This is a genomic window from Micromonospora sp. CB01531, from assembly GCF_001905095.1.
GTDB lineage: Bacteria > Actinomycetota > Actinomycetes > Mycobacteriales > Micromonosporaceae > Micromonospora.
Genome location: NZ_LWLS01000068.1, coordinates 73,868 through 92,265 on the forward strand (window position 1 = coordinate 73,868; position 18,398 = coordinate 92,265).

The window sequence follows — 18,398 nt, forward strand, 5'->3', positions numbered from 1 at the left end:
GATTGATCGTGTGGAATTTCTTCGGCTTCCAAGGGCCGTGAAGCGTCGGGGTGTGCACCCCTTGGCGCTTGGTCTTTGGGTTGGATCGGGGAGGATTCCGGTGACGTGGGTCGACCGTGAGCGCCGGTTCTCGTGGATTGGTGTTGAGGCGGTGGGCCGGTGAGTGGGAGGCTGCCGCTGGCCGACGGCGAGCTTGCCCGGACCGCGGGTGTCCGCACTCTGGTGCGTGGGGGTGTGGACGAGGAGACCGGTGAGGTGCTGTCCCCGGCGGTGCTTGCGCAACGGATCGGTTGGTGTGCCGATCTGGTGGCGGGCATGGTGGGCGCTCTGATCGGTGAGCATTGGAACACCGCGGATGTGCAGGTGTTGGCCTCCGGGCAGGACGCGGGTGGCCGGAAGCTGCCGTCGCACGCGTGGATGGCGCTGCGGCGCCTGGGGTGGACCGTCACCCCCGCGGAGGGTGTGAGGGTCAATGACCGGGTCGTGCGGATGGCGCAGGAGCAGGCCGGGCGTGCTCTTCGCTCGGTGTGGTGGCGTGCTGCTCTGACCGCCGGGGTCCTGGCGACGTGGCCGGCCGATCCGCGCAAGCGGACCCCGGCCGAGTGGGAGCAGGTTCGGGCGTCGATCCCTGGCGGGGAACATCTGCCGTCGGGCGTCATCAAGGGCCGGACCCGGCAGGCCGTCACGTTCCTCAACGCCAACGGCCGGCTGCCGGTGGACGTGTTCGAACTCGAAGGCGTTCCGAGGGTCCCGCGGATGCTGCTGCTCGCCGCGTGTGATCGGCAGCAGGCCACCCTCGAACGTTGCGAGACCGACCCGGGCAGGGTGCTGCTGCGCTTGCAGTTGCCCTTACGGCCGGATCCGCGAGCGTATCGGGACTGGACGTGGGTGGCCTGTCCGATCATCCTGCCACCCACGGTCCCTGTGGGTGCGGTGCTGCACCTGCCGACTCTCCGTGTCCTGGGTGGCAGGGTGCGCGCCGATGTGGCATTCACCCATGTCGTGGCGAAAGCCCGCCGCGCCGGTCACACGGTCGGGCTCGGTGTGGACTGGGGCGTGAACACCCTCCTCAGCGCGGGGGCCGTACGACTGCACACCGACGGGCGTATCACGGCGTTGGGGGCTGGGGGCCAGTTCCGGGCCGCCGGGGTCCTCGCGAAGCAGCACCGCCTACGCCGTCACAGTGAGCGGCTGCACGCCAAGGTCGACCACTACCAGCGGCTCATCGGCGTCAACGAGCGCCATCAACTCGTCGGCAAGCATGCGGTCCTGCGGGACGAGATCCGCCACGTCTCCGAACGCCGCCAGAACCTGAACAACGCGGTCGCCTGGGCTGCCGCCCGTTGGGCCGTCGACCAGGCGATCGCCGCCCGGGCGTCCGTCATCTATCTGGAAGACCTGCGCTCTTTGGAAGCACGGGGCATGGGCGCCACCCTGAACACGCGCCTGTCCCAGCAGGTCCGCGGAAAGATCGTCGACCGCATGCGGCACCTCGCCGCCGAGACCGGTATCGCCGTGGTCACCGTCCCCGCCCGCAACACCTCCAAGCACTGCCCGCAATGCCTGACCGTGCTGCAACATCGCAAAGCGCCAGACAAGCCGACCGTGGCGGGCTGGAAGTGGGCCATCTGCCCCAACCAGTCCTGCCGCTGGCAAGGCGACCGCGACCACGGCGCCTGGCGGCGCATCGCCGCCCGCGGCCTCACCCACCAGGCCAAGACCGTCATCGACAAGACCAGCGGTCAGATGGTGATCCGCGCCGTGGTCGACAAACTCGAAGCCACAGCGGTCATCACGAAGGTGAGTCGGGTGGACCGGTCGAAGACCGGCCCGACCTGGCACAGGGCAACACGCCCCGCGCCCAGGCGACGCAGGGCACCCTCCCCCACCCGGCCCCACAGCCGAGCGGGCAAGCGTCCGGAGGGACACGCACCAACGGGCCAGAGGCTGCCACGCGCAGCCCACCGACACCAGGGCGTGAACACGATCAGCACACCCACCACCGGCCACCGGCCACGAGGGGCCGCCTTGGGCGCGGGATTTCACCTGCATGCCCATGCCTCCCCGCCACGGTGGGAAACGATCCCGGAAACTCAATCCGACTCAGGATCACTAGGCTGACCAGAGACGCTCTCGAAGCTGAACACCAGACAATCCAGCAGCCCCCGGCGCGTACCACCGCGACCTCCGAGTGCGCGTGCCCACCCTCGTCGAGCTGCACGATCGCAATCGAATCGTCGACGATCAGCAGCTTCGCCGGTAACGACTGCACCATGCGGATCTCCTGTCCCCGATCCAGGGACGCGACCATGTCCTTCTCCGCGGCGGGCTCATCCAGCACGGTCCGCTGGATGATGATCCGCTCCCGCAGACCACGACCGGCGACCTCGCGTTCGGTGTCAGTTTCGGAGATCCCGAAAACCGCGAACGGTGGTTTCGCGAACATCCGCATCTGCTCCTTGGCGGACAGCAACAGGCCATTGAGCCAGCTGCCGATCTCGCTGCGACCCCGAACGATCTCGATGCCGTTCGACAGCTGCGCCTCGCGCGCCCTCCGGTACTCCTCCGCGAGCTCGTCGAGTGCCGTTCGGGCGGCCCTGACCTGCTGCTCGCGCTGCGCGACCATCCCCTCGAGCGCCAGCGACGGCGACACCGCCGAGATTCCTCCGCCGTCGGCCATGTCAACCAGGCCCACCTGCCGCAACGCACCGATCGCCGTTTCGATGTCCTCGACCGAGATCCCCAGCAGGCCGGCGAGATCCGGCCCGAGCGCCGGTCCGCCGGAGACCAACGCCCGATAGACCTGCTCGGCCGTCGCGTCGACATCGACCCCGATGAGTGAGCTCAGCGGGGAGGGGCGACTGGGGCCGGCCATGGCGCGAACTATACGTCCGTTACCGAACCGCAGCGCCTCCCAGGACCAGTCGCTGTGTTCCCACCCCGCGGCGTCGAGTACAAACCGGAGGATCGCGGAGTCACTGGGCCGATATCGGCGCCTGCGGCGTCGGGCCGTGCCGAGGGCTTCCCCACCTCCCTCGCCCGTTCGCCGGGCCAGCCCACGGTCGCAGCGAGCTGAGCACGCTACGCGGAGCCAGCCTCGCCGCCTTCCGGCGGGGCGACCCGCACGCCGGCACGACCCATCTGGTCGTCGAGCTGCAGGCCGATCCCGCCGGCCCGGCAGCTCGGCTGCCGCGTCTGATCGACGTCGACCCGGAGAGTGCACGTGCCGACGCCCAGCATCGCCTGCCCAGAAGCGCCTGACCGGCGTCACAACCGCGACCATGCCGCCCACTGCGCACGGCAGGGACCAGCTCACGAGCGGGCCGGGCGATGAAGTACCACGCCAGCAGTATGCCCGGTACTAGGATCTCGCCTGGCCGTCCGTACCGAGCGGCGGCCGACACGGGGGAGGTGTCATGCGGCGTCGTCAGCTACTGGCGTCCGGGATAACCGCGGCGATCGGACTCAGTGCCAGGGAGCTGCTGTCCACAGGGCCGGCCGCCGCCCAGACGGCCCCAGTGAAGAGCGTCGGCGTGCAGCTGCCGGTGAACGACCTGCGGGCGATCGAGCTTGACGAGGCGCGCGGGCGCCTCTACGTCGCCCAGGGGGTAGGTGCCGGCCTGCCGCTGGTGGTGACCGACCTCGACGGCCGGCTGCTGAACCGGGTCACCGCCGTCGCTGACATCTCCGACCTCGTCCTCAGCGACGACGGGCGCACCCTGTACGCGGCCCAGGGCTTCAACCGGATCATCGCGCTGGACGCCGACACGCTCACCGTCATCGCCAGCTACCCCGCACCCGTCGGCGCCCACCTGTACACCGTCGAACCGACCGGCGGCAAGATCGTCGGCGGGTTCATCAATGCCGGCATCGGCTCCGGCGGTCTGCTGATCTGGTCCGCGCCCGGAATCCCGCCGGTGGTCTACACCGGCGGCCCCAACTACCACCCGATCATCGACGCCAGCCCCGGCACGCCCGGCCTCCTCGTCGCCGGCGACACCGACTATTCGCCGGTCACCACCTACGTCATTGACGTGTCCGGCGACAGCCCGACGATCGTCGCCCGGCGGGACAACACCGGCAGCAACCTCATCGACTACGCCGTCAGCCCGGACGGCACCGAGGTGGTGGAGACGGTTGGCTACCCGTACGAGCACCACTCGTACCGGCTGCCGGACCTCGCCGACGCCACCGTCTATCCCCGCGGCGTGTATCCGCAGGACGCCGCCTGGTCCGGGGACAGCTCCACCGTCGCCATCGGCCGCGCCTCGACCGCCACCGGTGACGCCGATGTCTACCTCTATGGCAAGGGCAGCACGGTCCCGACGTACGCGGTCGACTTCCGCAGCGGGGACAGCCTCTGGGAGGGCACGCTGTTGGTCAACCAGGCTGGCACCCGAGCCTGGGCGGTCACCTCAACCGACCCCTACCAGGAGACCCAGCTGCTGCATTCCTTCGGGCCGGCGCACCCGCCGACACCACCGGTCACCGACCTGGCCGTCACCGCCCAGGTCGGGACCGGCAAGGACAAGCAGACCGCGCAGCTCACCGTGACCTGGAGCTCGCCGATCGGCGACGACCACTACTGGTGGATCACCGCGTCGACCAACGGCGGGGCCGAGCGGGAGTTCTGGCGCGGCAAGCTGGACGCCAGCGGCAGATACACCCTCACCTACGCGCTGCCCCGCGGTACCACCACCTTCACCGTCCGGTACCACGACTACTACCAGTTCTACCCGGACGGCTACGCAACCGCGACGCTGCAGCGATGAACACTGCGACCCAGCGGCGCCGTCCGCTCGTCCGGTGCGGCGTACCGGCGCTGCTGCTGCTCACCACCGGTATTGCCGGCTGCGCCCAACCCGGTGCTGCCGGCACCGTCTGGGCCACCCCGGCACCCACCGTCGCGGCGACGGCGCCCACCGGGGCGCCGACGACCAGTGCGGCCGTGGCGACCCCCACGCCGAGCAACCTGGCCACGAGCGCCTCCCCGACAACCAAACCGCGCACCCCGGCGACAGCTCGAGCCGGCTCAGCCGCCGCCCCGCCGCCGGCCCCGACCGCCAGGGCCACCCCGGCCCCGGAATTCCCCCGCGGCTACACCCTGCTGTCGCAGACCTGCACCCTCCAGACCGGCCAGCAGGTGTACGTCTCGCGCAGCGGCAAGACGAAGGGAACCTTCCGCTTCTGCACCCAACGGCTGCGCAAGAACGACAGCGGCGGCTACTACCTCAACCCGTATGTCTTCGTCCAGCCCTTCTTCCTCGACGGCGGCCGATGGCTCCCGGACTCGCGCGAGCCGCTCAGCCTGACCATCACCTGCCGGGTCAGCCACGCCGGCGAACAGGACTACTCCCTCACCGCTACCTCACCGAGCGGGAACGGGCCCGGGCACACGGCGTCCTGCGGCCGGCTGGTGCCGCACGCGGTCACCCCGACGACGGGCAGCGACGCCTACACGATCCGATTCACCGGATACACCTCGGGCGGACACTACGGCGTGCTCGCCTTCGACACCGAGGTGCACTTCCCGGGTGCCGGCAAGCCGACCCCTGAGCAGCGGGTGACCGTACCCGGCTGACGCGGAGGTACCACTACCCGCGAACTTGTGAGGTGCTGGGATCAACCGGGGGCCAGGGTCTGGGCTGCCAGACCGGCGCGGTTGTGCACGACGGCGGCCGCACGAGCGTAGGGTCGGTGCCGTGGTAGGGGCGGGGCGTCGGTACCGCTATGTTGGCCCGGCGGACGTGCGGGCGTCGGTCGCCGACGCGCCCGAGGGCTGGCCCGTCCGATCACCGGCCGATCTCGACACCTTTCTGGCGGCAGCAGATCCGCGCGACCGGGACGAGCCGTTCACGTACGTCATCGACACTGGCGGTACGTTGCGTCTCGCACCGAGACGCAGCGAGCACGTCGCCTGCGCCGGTGGTGGGGAGGTTCTCGGCGCGGGGGAGATCGCCTTCGCCGACGAGCGGGACGGCTGGGTCGTGGCCGAGGTGAGCAACCAGTCCACCGGCTACTGCCCCAATCCCAACTCATGGGCGGCAGTGGCGGACGCCCTCGATTGGGCGGGTATCGGCCGTCCGGAAGCGTTCACCGTCGCCGTGGTCTTCCGGCGCTGCCTGGACTGCGGCGAGCACAACCTCGTCCGCGACGACGACTACATGTGCGTGCTGTGTGGTGCTGAGCTGCCGGAGGATGTGGAACCTCGGCTGACTGCCCAGCCGTCAGCCGACCAGCGTTCCCGTTGACGACCAAGCCGGCTAATCGTTACTCCCGCCAGGCTGGCGCCATGCGCTCGGACATCTCCTGCCAGAACGTCCGTAGGTCTTCTCGGTTGACCGCCTGCCAGTCCGCCCGCTCCAGCATTCAAGAACGACCTAACCGTTGGTCCGTGACAGGCTGGGAACATGGAGGAACAGGGGCTCCTTCGCAGCGTGGGCGGCGGCAGGGCGCAGTGCGCCGCCTTCCCCACGCCACGGCCGGAGAGGCCGTCGCCGGCATCATGATCACGGCGCCTCCGATGCAGGGTCGGCGAGGCAGCGGGCCGATCCACCACCGTGGTGGGCGGGGCTGCTGGGCGCCGATGGTCATGCGGTGCGGCGCTCGGAGCAGAGGCCGGCCGCAGCTTGTCAACCGTGGCTCGCTGGTGAGGTGCCGGGCCGTCGTTGGCCCCACGCCCGAGACGCTCCGCCCGACAGGGCCCACAGTTGTGCGCTGGCGATCCGCGGTGCTGGGGACACTGCCGGCTCCGGACGTCGGCCAGTGCGGTGCCGCTTCGCGGGCGCGCGCGTGTTTGGTTATGGATGGTTAAGGACGGTTCGTCGGACGTGTGCGTCCGGCCGTTCGGACGTGTACGTCCGGCCGTCTGGACGTGTGCGTCCGGCCGGTGGATAACCGGGGGGACGTGGATGTCCTCCCGGTTATCCACAGGGTTGTGGATGTCGGTGGGGCGGCTGGGTTGCGGTTCGGCGGACGGGTCGAGGCTTGTCGGCAGTGGGCGGCGGCTGTGCGTCGCGAGGTCCCAGGTGACGGGCCGGCGGTCCGCGGGCAGGAACGCCGTGTGGCGTTGGTCGCCGCGGCGGATGAGGCCGAGGCGTTCCAGCTCGTCCAGGTCGCGGCGTACGGATCGTACGGTCTTGCGGGCGTAGTGGGCGAGGCGTTCCTGGGAGGGGAAGGCGGCGCGGCCGGCGGCGTCGGCGTGGTTGGCCAGGCCGATGAGGACGGCGAGGCATTGTGGTGGGACGTCGGGGGCGTAGCTGAGTGCCCAGGAGACAGCTTCAATGCTCATGGCGGGGTGGAATCTCCGATGTTTGTCGGTGGTCACACCATCCGCCGATGGCAGGCGGAGGCAGGACGGACACGATCGACGCTCACCTTTGCCCCAAGGTCAAGTCATCGGTGCCGGGAGAGCGCGGCAGCGCCTGGGTGTTCCCGTCCTCCGAGCGCACCGCCGCGCTGTCTGGCCCGCCGAGGATCTGCTCCACCGGCCGGCCCACGTGGGCCGGCCGTTGGAGCAGCGGTCAGCGTTGCGCTAGGCAGTCGCCGTCGGTGATCGATTCATCGCCGGGGCGGGTCGGCGCGTAGATGGGTGCGGGGCTCGTGGCCTGAACTCGCCGAATTGCCGGCGAGCCGGCCGGATCGGGTGCGGTGCGAGGTCATTCGGCCTGCTGAGGCTGGTCTCGGTCGTGTTTGGCTGGCACGGTTGCTGTACTTCGCTGCTGTGTGGGCCACGAGGCGCTGGATTGTCGACAGGGGTGGGAGTCCTCTCCGTTGGGCCGTGGGCCGTCGTAGCGGTCTGATCGAAGCTGGGGGGCAGCCTGATCCGGGGGATGCCGGTGAGGGTGGGAAGCAGCCCCGACGATGCCGGGACGTGCTGGTACTGCCAGACGGTGCGGGTTCGGCTAGCGAGGCCAGGGTGCGTAACGCGAGTGAATCAGTGGTGGAAGCCTCGTAAAGAGTGCCGGCTCGAATCTGGTGGATAGGGGTCGGGGTGCAGTGCGTGACCTGCCGAAACGTGGTGGGCCAACTCCGAAGCCGTGTTGTCAACGGCCATCTTTCACTGGCCGCCGACACCGTGTGCAGCAGACGGTGGGGAGGCCACGTTGAAGGTCTACGGCGTAGGCGTGGCGATGCTGTCGGGGTATAGCTGAACGCCGATCTGGCCGATCGATGATCCGGTGAACGTGGGAACTATCCGCGGTCGCCCTACCCGCCGGGCAGCCGGTCTGGTTGGGAGGGCAGGTCCGTCGCCGACTGTCGGCCGTCTCTGCCCAGCTTGCGCCCGTCGGGCGGTGCCCGATGATGCCGGCCCGACCAGCCGAACCGTCGGTCCGGTTCGCCGACGCGCGGCGCCCGGTTGCGAGTCGCAGCGGCCCTCTGCCTGATGCCGCCGGTTCTGGTCCTGGCCGGGAGGCAGCGAACAACTGGCAAGGTAGAACATTTAGTTCTACACTCATGTCCATGGAACGTATCGGTGTCCGGGAGCTGAACCAGAACACGAGCCAGGTGTTGGCTCGGGTGAGTGGCGGCGAGACCGTCGAGATCACCGATCGCGGGCACCCGATCGCCCGACTTGTTCCGGTAGGTGATGACAGATCGCTGCTGGCCAAGCTGGTAGCTGCGGGGAGGGCCGTGGCTCCGACCGGCGGCGGTCCCGTTCCGCTTCCGCCAAAGCTCGGTGACGAGGATGTGGACGTGGCCGCCACGCTCGCCGAGATGCGAGACGAAGAGCGCTGGTGATCTATCTCGATTCCGCCGCCGTCGTCAAGCTGGTTCGGCAGGAGGCATGCAGCGCTGACCTTGTCGCCTGGCTCAACACCCACGACGACGTGCCGCTGGTCTCCTCCGCTCTCGTCGAGGTGGAAGTGCCCAGAGCGTTACGCCGATCAGCTCCGCAAGCCTTGATCGGAGTGCCGGCGGCCATCGGGCGGCTCTTCCGACTGGAGATCGACAGTACGATCCGCGCGACTGCAGCCGCGCTCGCTGAGCCGACGCTACCCAGCCTCGACGCCATCCACCTCGCCACCGCCCAGGTTCTGATCAACGAGTCCGGAACGGCACTCATCGCTTTCGTCACCTACGACCGGCGACTGCTCGAATGCGCCAAGGCCGCAGGACTACCCGTAGCAAGCCCCGGCCAGAACTGAACCGCGACTCCCGAAGACGGGCACCGGAGGGTGATCTCCCAGAGGCAGGCTGAGTTGCTCGCGTGAGCGAGCCTCGGCCGTGCCGGGTGTGTTTGCCGAGGTCAGCGGTTGCCGAGCAGGGTCCGCGCGACGTCGGCCGGGTCGCTCAGGCGTGGCAGAGGGAACATGTCACCGCTGTCTGGCTCGGTGGGTGATGGGTCGGCGTGGCGTCGTTGCGGGATCCCGATCGCTGGGCTGCCGTCGAGGTGGAGGCCGGCCGGGGCGTAGCCGGCGGCGCGCAGTGCGGCCAGGGTTTCGGTCTGCGATTTTGCGCTGGCGAGCACGGTCGGGGCGACCCGGACCAGGTGCAGGGCCCGCAGCGAGCGGGTGTTGATGATTTCGGTGAGCAGGGTTTCGTCGTCGCTGCACAGGCAGCAGCCGCTTGGGCGGACCTGAACGCTGCCGTATCGGCGGGCCACGTCGTTGATCAGGTAGGTGAGTGTCTGCGGCACGCGGCCGCCTTCGGCCACCTCGGTGATCTGGGCCAGCAGATTCGCCGGGGTGCTTCCGGTGTCGAGTGCGCCGCGGATGCTGGCCGGCGAGAAACGCCAGGTCCAGGCGCCGCTGCGGGACGCTGGCATGGCCGCGCCGTCCAGCAGAGCCAGCAGGTCGGCCGACGGGGTGCCGGTCACCACTGCGGTGAGGTCGTTCTGCAAGAGGACCGTGCCGCGGGATCGGGGCAGCATGGACTGAGCGTGCCGATGAGTCGCGTCGGCGTCTCCGGTCAGCAGGCTACGGCAGAGCCTGGTTACGGTTCCGTGAGCGAGCAGACCGAGCTGGTGTGCTTCCCGCCAGATGCCGGTGACATACCGTTGCAGATCCTCGTCGGCCTGGTCCGTCAGGACAGGGCTCTGCCAGGCCAGCCGGTCGGCGAGCGTGCCGGGGTCGGTGGCGTGGCCTTCGGGCAAGACGTCGACGAGAGTGCGCAAGGTCAGCGCCCGCAGACCCGTCAAGATCATCTCCTCGCCCTCGTCCCAGTAGAGGACACGGGAGGAGACCGCGGTCGAGTCGGCCGGGGCGAGCGGGCACGCGGGCATCGCCAGCCAGGTGTCGACGATGTCCAGCAGCTGGTCCGCGGGTTCGGCGGCGGCGAACTCGTCATAGGCCGCCGAGGGGGCCAGACCGGTGTCCGAGGCCTCGGTGAGGCCGCCCGCGGCGAGCAGTTCGATGGTCAGGCGGGTACGGTCCTCGTCCTGGTCGGACGACTTGGCGATCCGACGGAGTTCGCGTACGCCGAGACCGCCCGTCTTGAGCAGGGGCACCGGGCCGCCGTTCATGGTTCCGACGATCGCGGTGATTGCGGCGAGGGTCTCCGAGGCGGTGGCTGCGGCCTCCCGTTCGGCGTCCTTTGGCTCGACCAGGGTGGTAGGCACGGCCGGCGGCTGCGGGTCGAACGCAGCGACGTAGCCCTCCCGCAGCGCGAGGGCGACCTCGCGGGGCATCTCCTCGATGCCCCATGCGGAGCCGACGACGAGACCACGCTCGGCGGCCCACGGCAGCGCCACACTGGCCGAGCCGAACATGATCCCTCGCACATCGAAGGGCTGTGCCGGCCGCACGGCGAGCGCGGCGAGCCGGGCGCGAACGTCGGCGGGGGCCTGCGCCACGAGCCGGCGTACGTTCTCCGGCCGCGCCAGCCAGCCGACCAGCGCAACGATCAACTCGTCCTTGCCGCGGCCCGTTACGGGGATGCTGTACACCTTTGCCAGTCTGCGCAGCTCGTTCGTGTTCCGGGCGACGAGCAGCTCGGCGGCGCCGGGTCCGAGGTCCAGCGGGTGCGGCCACATCGGGCTCAGATGTGCCGCCGCGAAGCCGTCGGCGTACGGCCAGATCAGGGCAAGCTCGGTAAGACGACACAGCGCCGAAGCCAGGTCCGCATCGCCCTCCGATACGCCCAACAGCGTCGCCAGCCGCGCGAGGGTGCACCCGTCGCCCAGCGCCGCGGCGGCCTCGCCCACCTGGAGCTGCGGCAGCGTTAGCAACGCACAGGCAGCTGCCATCGACGACGGGTGAAGCAGCCGCACGGCGAGCTGGTCGGCGGTCTTCGGAGCAGGCTCGATGGTCGCGTCGCGACGATTCGCGACCAGACTGGTGAGCTGCTCCTGGGTCAGGGTGCGAAGGTGATCGGCGAGGGACTGCACGGTGCCAACCTACGACCACCCGCTCCGGCAGGAGACGACAGGTACGCCGTGCCGGGGACCGTGCCACACGATGTGGATCAACAGCGCGATCAGGCTTGTGGTGCGCGCGGCTGTCCGCCTGACACCCTCCGTTTGGGTATCCGTTTCGAGCGGGCCGCCAGGGACTCGAACCCTGAACCCCTCAGGCGTTCTCCTGATCAACTCCAATCGGACGGATCGGCCGCCTGACCTGAGCGAGTTCTTCCGCTGCCTTACATCGGTTGACAGCCCTTGTCGGCGTCAGTTGTGCCCGGCGTGTGCCCAACGATCTTGCTGATCCCCTCGGCGACGCTCGGCCCGGCCGCCTGCCACGCTGCCGGTGCGACCACGCCACGGCCCGATAGCGAGGTACGGGGGAAAGCCGCTGCTGCCTCCGCTCTGTGAGGTGCTCCCGGCCAGAGTCGGAGCGTCTAGGGGGCGGCTGTGAGTTCGGCTAGGTCAACGGTGTTGATGAGTTCGGCGAGTGCCGGCTCGGTGGCAAGGTTCAGGGGTAGGAGTTCGCCGGTGCGCGCTCGTGGGTTGAGCAGCAGCTCGGAGGTGGTGTCGTTGACGATGGCAGCGGCGTCGGCCGTGTCCCACCGAACTCCGTCCAGCGCGGATCGATCGATCTTCGTCGCGAGCAGGCAGGACACGCGGGGTCGGCCGTAGCTGTCGGGTCCGTCGTGGCGGAGCACGGCCACCCGTGCGGTGGTGATGCCGGGCGCGACGGCGAAGGCTTCCCGCACGGTGACGAGGACCTGGCCGCAGACGAACAGCTTGTAGTAGTCGGCGCGTTCGCGTTGCGGGAGCTTACGCAGCGACAGGTTGCCGGCCTGAGTGGTGGTGGGCATACGTTCGGGCACGACCTGCTCGACGGAGGGCACGAGCACCACGAGGGAGACCTCACCGCTGGTGACACCGACGGCGGCGCTTGGGGCCTCGTTGTCTTCGAAGGCTTCCTCAAGGGTCTCCAGGACGACATCGGGCACGTTGGTGCAGAGCTGCTGCCACCGTTCATCCAAGTACTGCTGCCAGCCTGTCTGCTGCTCACGTAGTAAGTCCCGCTGCCGCTGCACCTCGGCTTCGGTCCACTGCGCTGCCTGCTGTTTCGCCTGCGCGCGCTTGCCGCGCTCAAAGAGGCCGATCCCAGCCAGAGCGTGGTGTTCGTAGTGCTTGTAGATGCTGGCCCGGTCTGGTGGTGCGGGCTCGGGTGCGATCGGCCGCGACGCGGCAGGGAAGTCGACTCGGTGCAACTCGAGAATGCGCAGGAACGCCTGCGCCAAGAGACGTGCCTCCTCGGCCCGTTGCGCTTGCACTGCCTGGCGCTGCTGCGCCGCGACTTGCCGCTGGTAGCTCGCCGTGGACGTGGTCCGGCCCCGGGAGTTGCCCCGACGGCCGCCGCCCAGTGAGGTGTAGAACCCGACCGGACCGACGCCGGTGGAGAAACCGGTGCGACCGGCGCCGAAGTGAACCCGGGCTGCCCGCGGGCCAACGCTGGTACGGATGCCACGCGACGACGCGCGGATCCGCACCCCGGGTGCCAGCTTGATGGAGAACCCCACGCCTTGACCGTAGAACCTGAGACCGCGCTGCCCGTTCACCCTGTTATCCGATGGCGGCTCCGACGACTGATCGCCGGTCAAGCCGGACGGCTGTGCCCGGATGCCCGGCTGGACACGGTTTCCTGCTGTCCTACTCGCGGGTAGCGAATCTGTCGGTCGCCGTGATTACGATCTTGCGCGCATGTGGTGCCATCGAGGCATCCGGTCGGCGGATGGGTTCACGCCGGCCTCCACTCCAGACCAGGGGGACCACTTGAAGAAGAGGCTGATCGGGTTTGTCTCGGCGCTCGCCATCGCCGTCGGCGGGTCGCTGGCCGCCGCCGCCCCGGCGCAGGCCGCCACCCCGGCCATCATGATCACCAAGGTCTACTACAACTCGCCGGGCACCGACAACCGGTCGAACACCAGCCTGAACGCCGAGTACGTGCGGCTGACCAACAAGCGCAGCTCCACCATCAACCTCAAGAACTGGACCCTGCGCGACAAGTCCAACCACGTCTACAAGTTCGCCAGCAACTTCTACCTCAAGCCCGGCTACAGCGTCGTGATCCACACCGGCAAGGGCACCAACACCAGCAGCAACCGCTACTGGGGTTCGGGCAACTACATCTGGAACAACACCGGCGACGCCGCCTACCTGCGCAACTCCGCCGGCACCGGCATCGACAGCTGCTCCTGGGGCAGCAGCGGCAGCTACACCTACTGCTGAACAGCAGCACCGTGAGAGCGCCGGCCCGCCATCAGGTGGGCCGGCGCTACCCACCCCATCACTTCCATCGCCGCCCCGACCCCGCCGCCCGGGACTCGGGACTTGGGACTCGGGAGATCGTCGCTCCTCGATCAGGGAGGAGCAGCCGACCGAGCTCGGTGAACGTCCGTCGGAATGCTGACACACATGGTGGCCGACCGGCCGGTGCCGGACATTGACACTGGTCACCACACTCAGGCAGGTGACGTACCCGCCTCCGCAGGACCCCTGGCACGACCAAACGACTCCACCACCCCCACCCCCACCGCCCTACCAGCCGCAGGCCGGGCACGACGGCCAGGTACCGCCGTACCCAACGACGCAGTTCCCGGCAGCAACGAGCTGGAACCAGGCGCCAGCACGATCCAAGCCGTCCAAGGGCAAGATTGCGCTCATCAGCGCAGCCGCGCTGTTCCTGTTGTGCTGCGGGGTGCCCGGCATCGTCGCCCTTGTCGACCCCACCAGTTCCGACAAGGACACGACGAGCGAGCCAGCCTCGTCAGCCCAGGCCGCCCAGGCCCCGTCGACTGCAGCAACGACGGGCCTTGCCACGCCAGCAGCAACGTCGTCGGCTGCGACGACCCCCACGGCTCCCGCCACCCCCGTAGTCGAAACCCGGACCGTCACAGAAACGCAGAAGATCCCCTACCAGACCAAGACCGTCAACGACTCCTCGCTACGCAAAGGCACCAGAAACGTGACCACCCGCGGGGTCGCGGGAGTCAAGACGTTGACCTACGAGGTGACCCTGACTGACGGGGTCCAGACAACAAAGAAGCTGGTCCGCTCGCAGGTCACCAAAGCTCCCGTCACCCAGGTTGTCAGGGTCGGCACGAAGGCCACCCAGCAGTGCGACCCGAACTACAGCGGCGCCTGCGTCCCCATAGCAAGCGACGTCGACTGCGCCGGCGGCAGCGGGGACGGGCCAGCTTACGTCGACGGACCCGTCCGCGTCATCGGCTCCGACATCTACAAGCTCGACCGAGACGGCGACGGCATCGCCTGCGACACGTGACGACGGTACGGGGATGTGCGGAGGCCGCTTCCTCTGCCTTCCCCGAGTCCAGTCGCCCCTAAAGGGCCGGTAGCGGGTCCCGAACACTGGCCCGACTTCGACGGTCTGGCTAGGGCCCAGACCTAGTCATCGCTGACGCCCCGCGGACCGTTGCTCCTCGTGTGCTCGGACCCCTCGATTGTAAGTTCTGGGCGCGTCGTCCGGCGGCTTCTTCGACCGTCTCCCGCCTCGGTCGACCGTCCGTGCGACGCCGGCCCGGGCTGCCTCCATCCGGGCCGGTTGCTGTCACCGCTGCTGTCGATGACGTAGCGCGGCCCAGCAGAGGAACGCGCCCCCCACCACAGAGAAGGTCTCCCCGAGGCCCCATGACGCCGGGCTCCCTCTGAACGGAGGGTCGCCCACCCAAACGACGCGGTACCAACAGAAAGCCTCAACGCTTCTCAATCCCTGATCTCGCCCTGTCAGCGGAACTTGCTACGAGCCGCTGGCCTCAACTCACCCTGGCAGACAGGGCCGAACGCCCACCCGCCCAGCCATCCGGGCAGCGACCGTCGCCGCCGCATGGTCCCCCACCCGGGCGTTGACGAGCTGAGCGGCCCGGTAGAGGACGAGCGAGACCGGGCCCGGTCGTACTCGGCAAGCAGCTTCCGACGGCGGTCTGGCAGGGGGGACTCGCGGGAGTCCCGAGTTACATGGTGGCGCCGCGACGAGGATGCCGCGTCCGGATGCGTCGCGGAGGAGTGCCCTTGTCCTCCTCATCGCACCGCCCATTGCTGTGCCATGGATGAGGATCAACCCGTACATGGTTGCCCCGAGTGCCGGAATCCGTGCCATGAGCCGCCAAGATCCCTGGTTGTTGGCGTCCCGGGCGGTCCGGTCATTGGCACTTCCGTCAGGCGATTTGGAGGGCTGGCGCGTCTGAAATTTTAGTGTAATGTCAGCGCTCACCCGGGGTGGTCCTGATCCAGGTACGCCTCGTAGCGCGTCACCAATCGCGCCTTCCGGGCGGGCCGGCCCAGCCGGCACCGCGGTTCCTGTCGATGCGAAGGACAACAGTGTGGATGCCGTCACGAGTGCGCCGTCTCCGGTCAACGAACCGACCCTGAGCTATGCCCCCGGTAGCCCCGAACGGGACGCGTTGGAGCGGGAGCTGGAGCGGCAGGAGAGCCGAGAGGTGGACCTGACCGCCACGATCGGCGGCCGCAAGCGGATGGGCGGGGGAGCGGAGGTCGCAGTGGTGCAGCCGCACGACCATCGCCACGTTCTCGGGGTGCTGCGCAACTCCACGCGCGACGATGCCGAGGCCGCGATCATGGCGGCGCGGGAAGCGGCGCCAGGCTGGCGGGACCTGTCTCTCGACGATCGCGCGGCGATCCTGCTCAGGGCGGCTGACCTGCTGGCAGGGCCATGGCGTCAACGCCTCAACGCCGCCACGATGCTGGGCCAGTCGAAGACCGCCGTCCAGGCCGAGATCGACTCCGCGTGTGAGCTGGTCGACTTCTGGCGGTTCAACGCCCACTATGCCAAGCAGATCGTGGCCGAGCAGCCGGTGGCGAACGCCCGTGGGGTGTGGAATCGCACCGACCACCGCCCCCTGGAAGGGTTCGTCTACGCGATCACCCCGTTCAACTTCACCGCGATCGCGGGTAACCTGCCGACCGCCCCGGCGTTGATGGGCAACACGGTGATCTGGAAACCGGCGCCAACCCAGCAGTACGCCGCCCACCTGATCATGGAGTTGCTGGAGGATGCCGGGCTGCCACCCGGGGTGATCAATATGCTGCCCGGCGACGGAATCGATGTCTCTGCGTCGGCACTCACCAGTCCCGACCTGGCCGGCATCCACTTCACCGGCTCCACCGCGACGTTCCAACACCTGTGGTCGACGGTGGGAGCAAATCTCAGGACCTACCGTTCGTACCCACGGGTCGTCGGCGAGACCGGCGGGAAGGGGTTCGTCGTCGCACACGGGTCGGCTGACCCCGACGTGTTGCGGGTGGCACTGCTGCGGGGGGCGTTCGAGTACCAGGGGCAGAAGTGCTCCGCCGCCTCCCGCGCGTACGTGGCCCGGTCGGTCTGGGACAAGGTGCGAGAGGAGTTCCTCGCCGAGGTGGAAGCGATCATGATGGGCGACGTCACCGATTTCTCCCATTTCATGGGCGCGGTGATCGACGCTCGGGCGTTCGCCCGGCACCGGGACGCGATCAACCGGGCCACCCGGACGAACCACCTGACGGTGCTCGCTGGCGGTGAGGTCGACGACTCGGTCGGCTATTTCGTTCGTCCGACCGTTGTGGAGAGCAGCGATCCGACCGACGAGATGTTCCGCACCGAGTACTTCGGGCCGATCCTCGCCGTGCACGTCTTCGACGATGGGAACTTCGAGGACGCTGTCGGCCAGTTGGAGTCCTTCGCGCCGTACGGCCTGACCGGAGCGGTCGTCGCCCGTGATCGTAGGGCGATCGCGTGGGCGAGCCGGCGGCTGCGGTTCGCTGCGGGGAACTTCTACGTCAACGACAAACCGACTGGTGCGGTCGTCGGGCAGCAGCCGTTCGGTGGGTCCCGCGCCTCCGGCACCAACGACAAGGCGGGCGCCGCGTCCAACCTCTCCCGCTGGGTCTCGCCCCGGTCGATCAAGGAAACCTTCGACCCGCCCCGGGATCACCGCTACCCCCACATGCGGCCCCGCTGATCCTGGGCCCGCCACGCGCTCTCGTGACCAGCCAAAATTCGACCCTCGGCCCTCTGTACGGGCCTGCTCCCTGGGTGTAGCCTCACTCACACTTCACTAACATTTCACTGACATATTCACTGTTTCTGATTGAGCCAACGACCATCGACACGGAGGTGTCAGATGACCAGGTCCCTCCGATCCCTCGGCGTCGCCGCAGCCATCACCGGGATGCTCGCCCTCGCCGCATGTGGCACGGACACCTCGTCCGCCAACTCGGGGTCATCCCCTTTCGGCGACTGCGAGGTGACGAAGAACCCCACCGTCCACGCGATGAAGACCAAGACCGAGGGAACTCTCACCGTCGCCGCCTCCCTGCCCTACCCCGCGGGCTACCGGGGCAACACCCTCGAGTCGGTGGACGGGGGCTACATGTACTGCCTCGACGCCGAGATCGCCAACCGCGCCGGACTGCGCAAGATCAAGCTCGTGAACGCCTCCTTCGAGGCCCTCGTCACCGCCAAGACCTCGAACTTCGACTTCGCGGTCTGGGACATCTACGACACCCCTGAGCGACGTAAGGCGGTGGACTTCTCCACGCCCTACAACACCTACCGCACCGGCGTCCTCGTCAAGACCGGCTCGAACCTGACCAAGGAGAGCATCAAGACCGCCACCGTCGGCGTGCTGGCCGGTTCTGTCCAGCTCAAGTACGTCAACGAGACCCTCAAGCCCAAGGAGGTGCGGGTCTTCTCCTCGAACGACGACCTCTTCAACGCGGTCCTGGCCGGGCAGATCGACGCCGCACTCAACGACACCGCCACCGTCATGCCCCGGGCGGCCAGCTCCGGCGGGAAGCTCGAAGTCATCGGACAGTACCCGGCCGGCGGCGACGTCGCGGCGCTGTTCCCCAAGGGCTCGCAGAACGTCACCGTGGTCAACGAGATCCTCGCCGACATGGAGAAGGACGGCACCCTCGCCGCCATCATGAACAAGTGGCTGAACCCGATCCTCGGCGGCGACCCTAACAAGCTGGCCGACTGGAGTGCCTGACC

Annotated in this window: 13 protein-coding genes; 10 read left to right on the forward strand and 3 right to left on the reverse strand. The window is 68.7% G+C overall.

Annotation, left to right across the window (positions count from 1 at the left end; translation table 11 throughout):
• The first annotated feature begins 159 nt into the window (after positions 1 to 159).
• The 4 genes from A6A27_RS17545 to A6A27_RS17560 all read left to right on the forward strand — a co-directional run bounded on the left by A6A27_RS17545 (position 160) and on the right by A6A27_RS17560 (position 6,251).
• A complete protein-coding gene (locus A6A27_RS17545) occupies positions 160 to 2,121 on the forward strand; it encodes a zinc ribbon domain-containing protein (protein ID WP_073835688.1) in 1,962 nt (653 codons plus the stop codon).
• A 1,295-nt stretch (positions 2,122 to 3,416) separates the two neighbouring features.
• On the forward strand, positions 3,417 to 4,772 hold the full coding sequence (locus tag A6A27_RS17550; RefSeq protein ID WP_143194041.1) for a hypothetical protein: 1,356 nt from the start codon (positions 3,417 to 3,419) through the stop codon (positions 4,770 to 4,772).
• Positions 4,769 to 5,581 carry a hypothetical protein gene (locus A6A27_RS17555; protein WP_073835690.1) on the forward strand — a complete coding sequence of 271 codons (813 nt, stop codon included), beginning with the start codon at positions 4,769 to 4,771 and terminating at the stop codon, positions 5,579 to 5,581. The genes A6A27_RS17550 and A6A27_RS17555 overlap by 4 nt, the downstream gene beginning before the upstream one ends.
• 166 nt (positions 5,582 to 5,747) lie before the next feature.
• Positions 5,748 to 6,251, forward strand: coding sequence for a hypothetical protein (locus A6A27_RS17560; RefSeq protein WP_198940346.1), 504 nt, complete (start codon positions 5,748 to 5,750; stop codon positions 6,249 to 6,251).
• On the opposite strand, the gene A6A27_RS47525 is transcribed toward A6A27_RS17560, so the two are convergent.
• The gene (locus A6A27_RS47525; RefSeq protein WP_143194042.1) at positions 6,161 to 7,291 is read right to left on the reverse strand and encodes a helix-turn-helix domain-containing protein; all 1,131 of its coding nucleotides are present in this window, start codon (positions 7,289 to 7,291) and stop codon (positions 6,161 to 6,163) included. The genes A6A27_RS17560 and A6A27_RS47525 overlap by 91 nt on opposite strands.
• Positions 7,292 to 8,463: 1,172 nt before the next feature.
• Between A6A27_RS47525 and A6A27_RS17570 the strand changes: the two genes are divergently transcribed.
• Together A6A27_RS17570 and A6A27_RS17575 are read left to right on the forward strand one after the other, a co-directional pair.
• Positions 8,464 to 8,742, forward strand: coding sequence for a type II toxin-antitoxin system Phd/YefM family antitoxin (locus A6A27_RS17570; RefSeq protein WP_073835716.1), 279 nt, complete (start codon positions 8,464 to 8,466; stop codon positions 8,740 to 8,742).
• A complete protein-coding gene (locus tag A6A27_RS17575) occupies positions 8,739 to 9,149 on the forward strand; it encodes a type II toxin-antitoxin system VapC family toxin (protein WP_073835693.1) in 411 nt (136 codons plus the stop codon). Before A6A27_RS17570 ends, A6A27_RS17575 begins: the two co-directional genes overlap by 4 nt.
• A 101-nt stretch (positions 9,150 to 9,250) precedes the next feature.
• Here the strand turns inward: A6A27_RS17575 and A6A27_RS17580 are convergent, their stop codons facing one another.
• Together A6A27_RS17580 and A6A27_RS17585 are read right to left on the reverse strand one after the other, a co-directional pair.
• Positions 9,251 to 11,329, reverse strand: a complete 2,079-nt coding sequence (locus A6A27_RS17580) for a helicase-associated domain-containing protein (protein ID WP_073835694.1) — start codon at positions 11,327 to 11,329, stop codon at positions 9,251 to 9,253.
• 449 nt (positions 11,330 to 11,778) lie between these two features.
• Entirely contained in the window at positions 11,779 to 12,909 is a 1,131-nt protein-coding gene (locus A6A27_RS17585; protein ID WP_073835695.1) for a DUF4236 domain-containing protein, read from the reverse strand.
• A gap of 253 nt (positions 12,910 to 13,162) precedes the next feature.
• On the opposite strand from A6A27_RS17585, the gene A6A27_RS17590 reads away from it, so the two are divergent.
• From A6A27_RS17590 to A6A27_RS17605, 4 genes are all read left to right on the forward strand, one after another.
• Positions 13,163 to 13,618, forward strand: coding sequence for a lamin tail domain-containing protein (locus A6A27_RS17590; RefSeq protein ID WP_073835696.1), 456 nt, complete (start codon positions 13,163 to 13,165; stop codon positions 13,616 to 13,618).
• A gap of 241 nt (positions 13,619 to 13,859) precedes the next feature.
• Positions 13,860 to 14,672 carry a G5 domain-containing protein gene (locus A6A27_RS17595; protein WP_241825310.1) on the forward strand — a complete coding sequence of 271 codons (813 nt, stop codon included), beginning with the start codon at positions 13,860 to 13,862 and terminating at the stop codon, positions 14,670 to 14,672.
• Positions 14,673 to 15,729: 1,057 nt separating this feature from the next.
• The gene (gene pruA / locus A6A27_RS17600) at positions 15,730 to 17,364 is read left to right on the forward strand and encodes an L-glutamate gamma-semialdehyde dehydrogenase (RefSeq protein WP_073835697.1); all 1,635 of its coding nucleotides are present in this window, start codon (positions 15,730 to 15,732) and stop codon (positions 17,362 to 17,364) included.
• A 162-nt stretch (positions 17,365 to 17,526) separates the two neighbouring features.
• A complete protein-coding gene (locus A6A27_RS17605) occupies positions 17,527 to 18,396 on the forward strand; it encodes an ABC transporter substrate-binding protein (protein WP_083672663.1) in 870 nt (289 codons plus the stop codon).
• The last annotated feature ends 2 nt before the right edge of the window (positions 18,397 to 18,398 follow it).

Coding starts and splice junctions, on each gene's coding strand:
- A6A27_RS17550 (WP_143194041.1), top strand. CDS start 3,417: ATGCGGCGTCGTCAGCTACTGGCGTCCGGGATAACCGCGGCGATCGGA.
- A6A27_RS47525 (WP_143194042.1), bottom strand. CDS start 7,291: ATGAGCATTGAAGCTGTCTCCTGGGCACTCAGCTACGCCCCCGACGTC.
- A6A27_RS17570 (WP_073835716.1), top strand. CDS start 8,464: ATGGAACGTATCGGTGTCCGGGAGCTGAACCAGAACACGAGCCAGGTG.
- A6A27_RS17555 (WP_073835690.1), top strand. CDS start 4,769: ATGAACACTGCGACCCAGCGGCGCCGTCCGCTCGTCCGGTGCGGCGTA.
- A6A27_RS17605 (WP_083672663.1), top strand. CDS start 17,527: ATGACCAGGTCCCTCCGATCCCTCGGCGTCGCCGCAGCCATCACCGGG.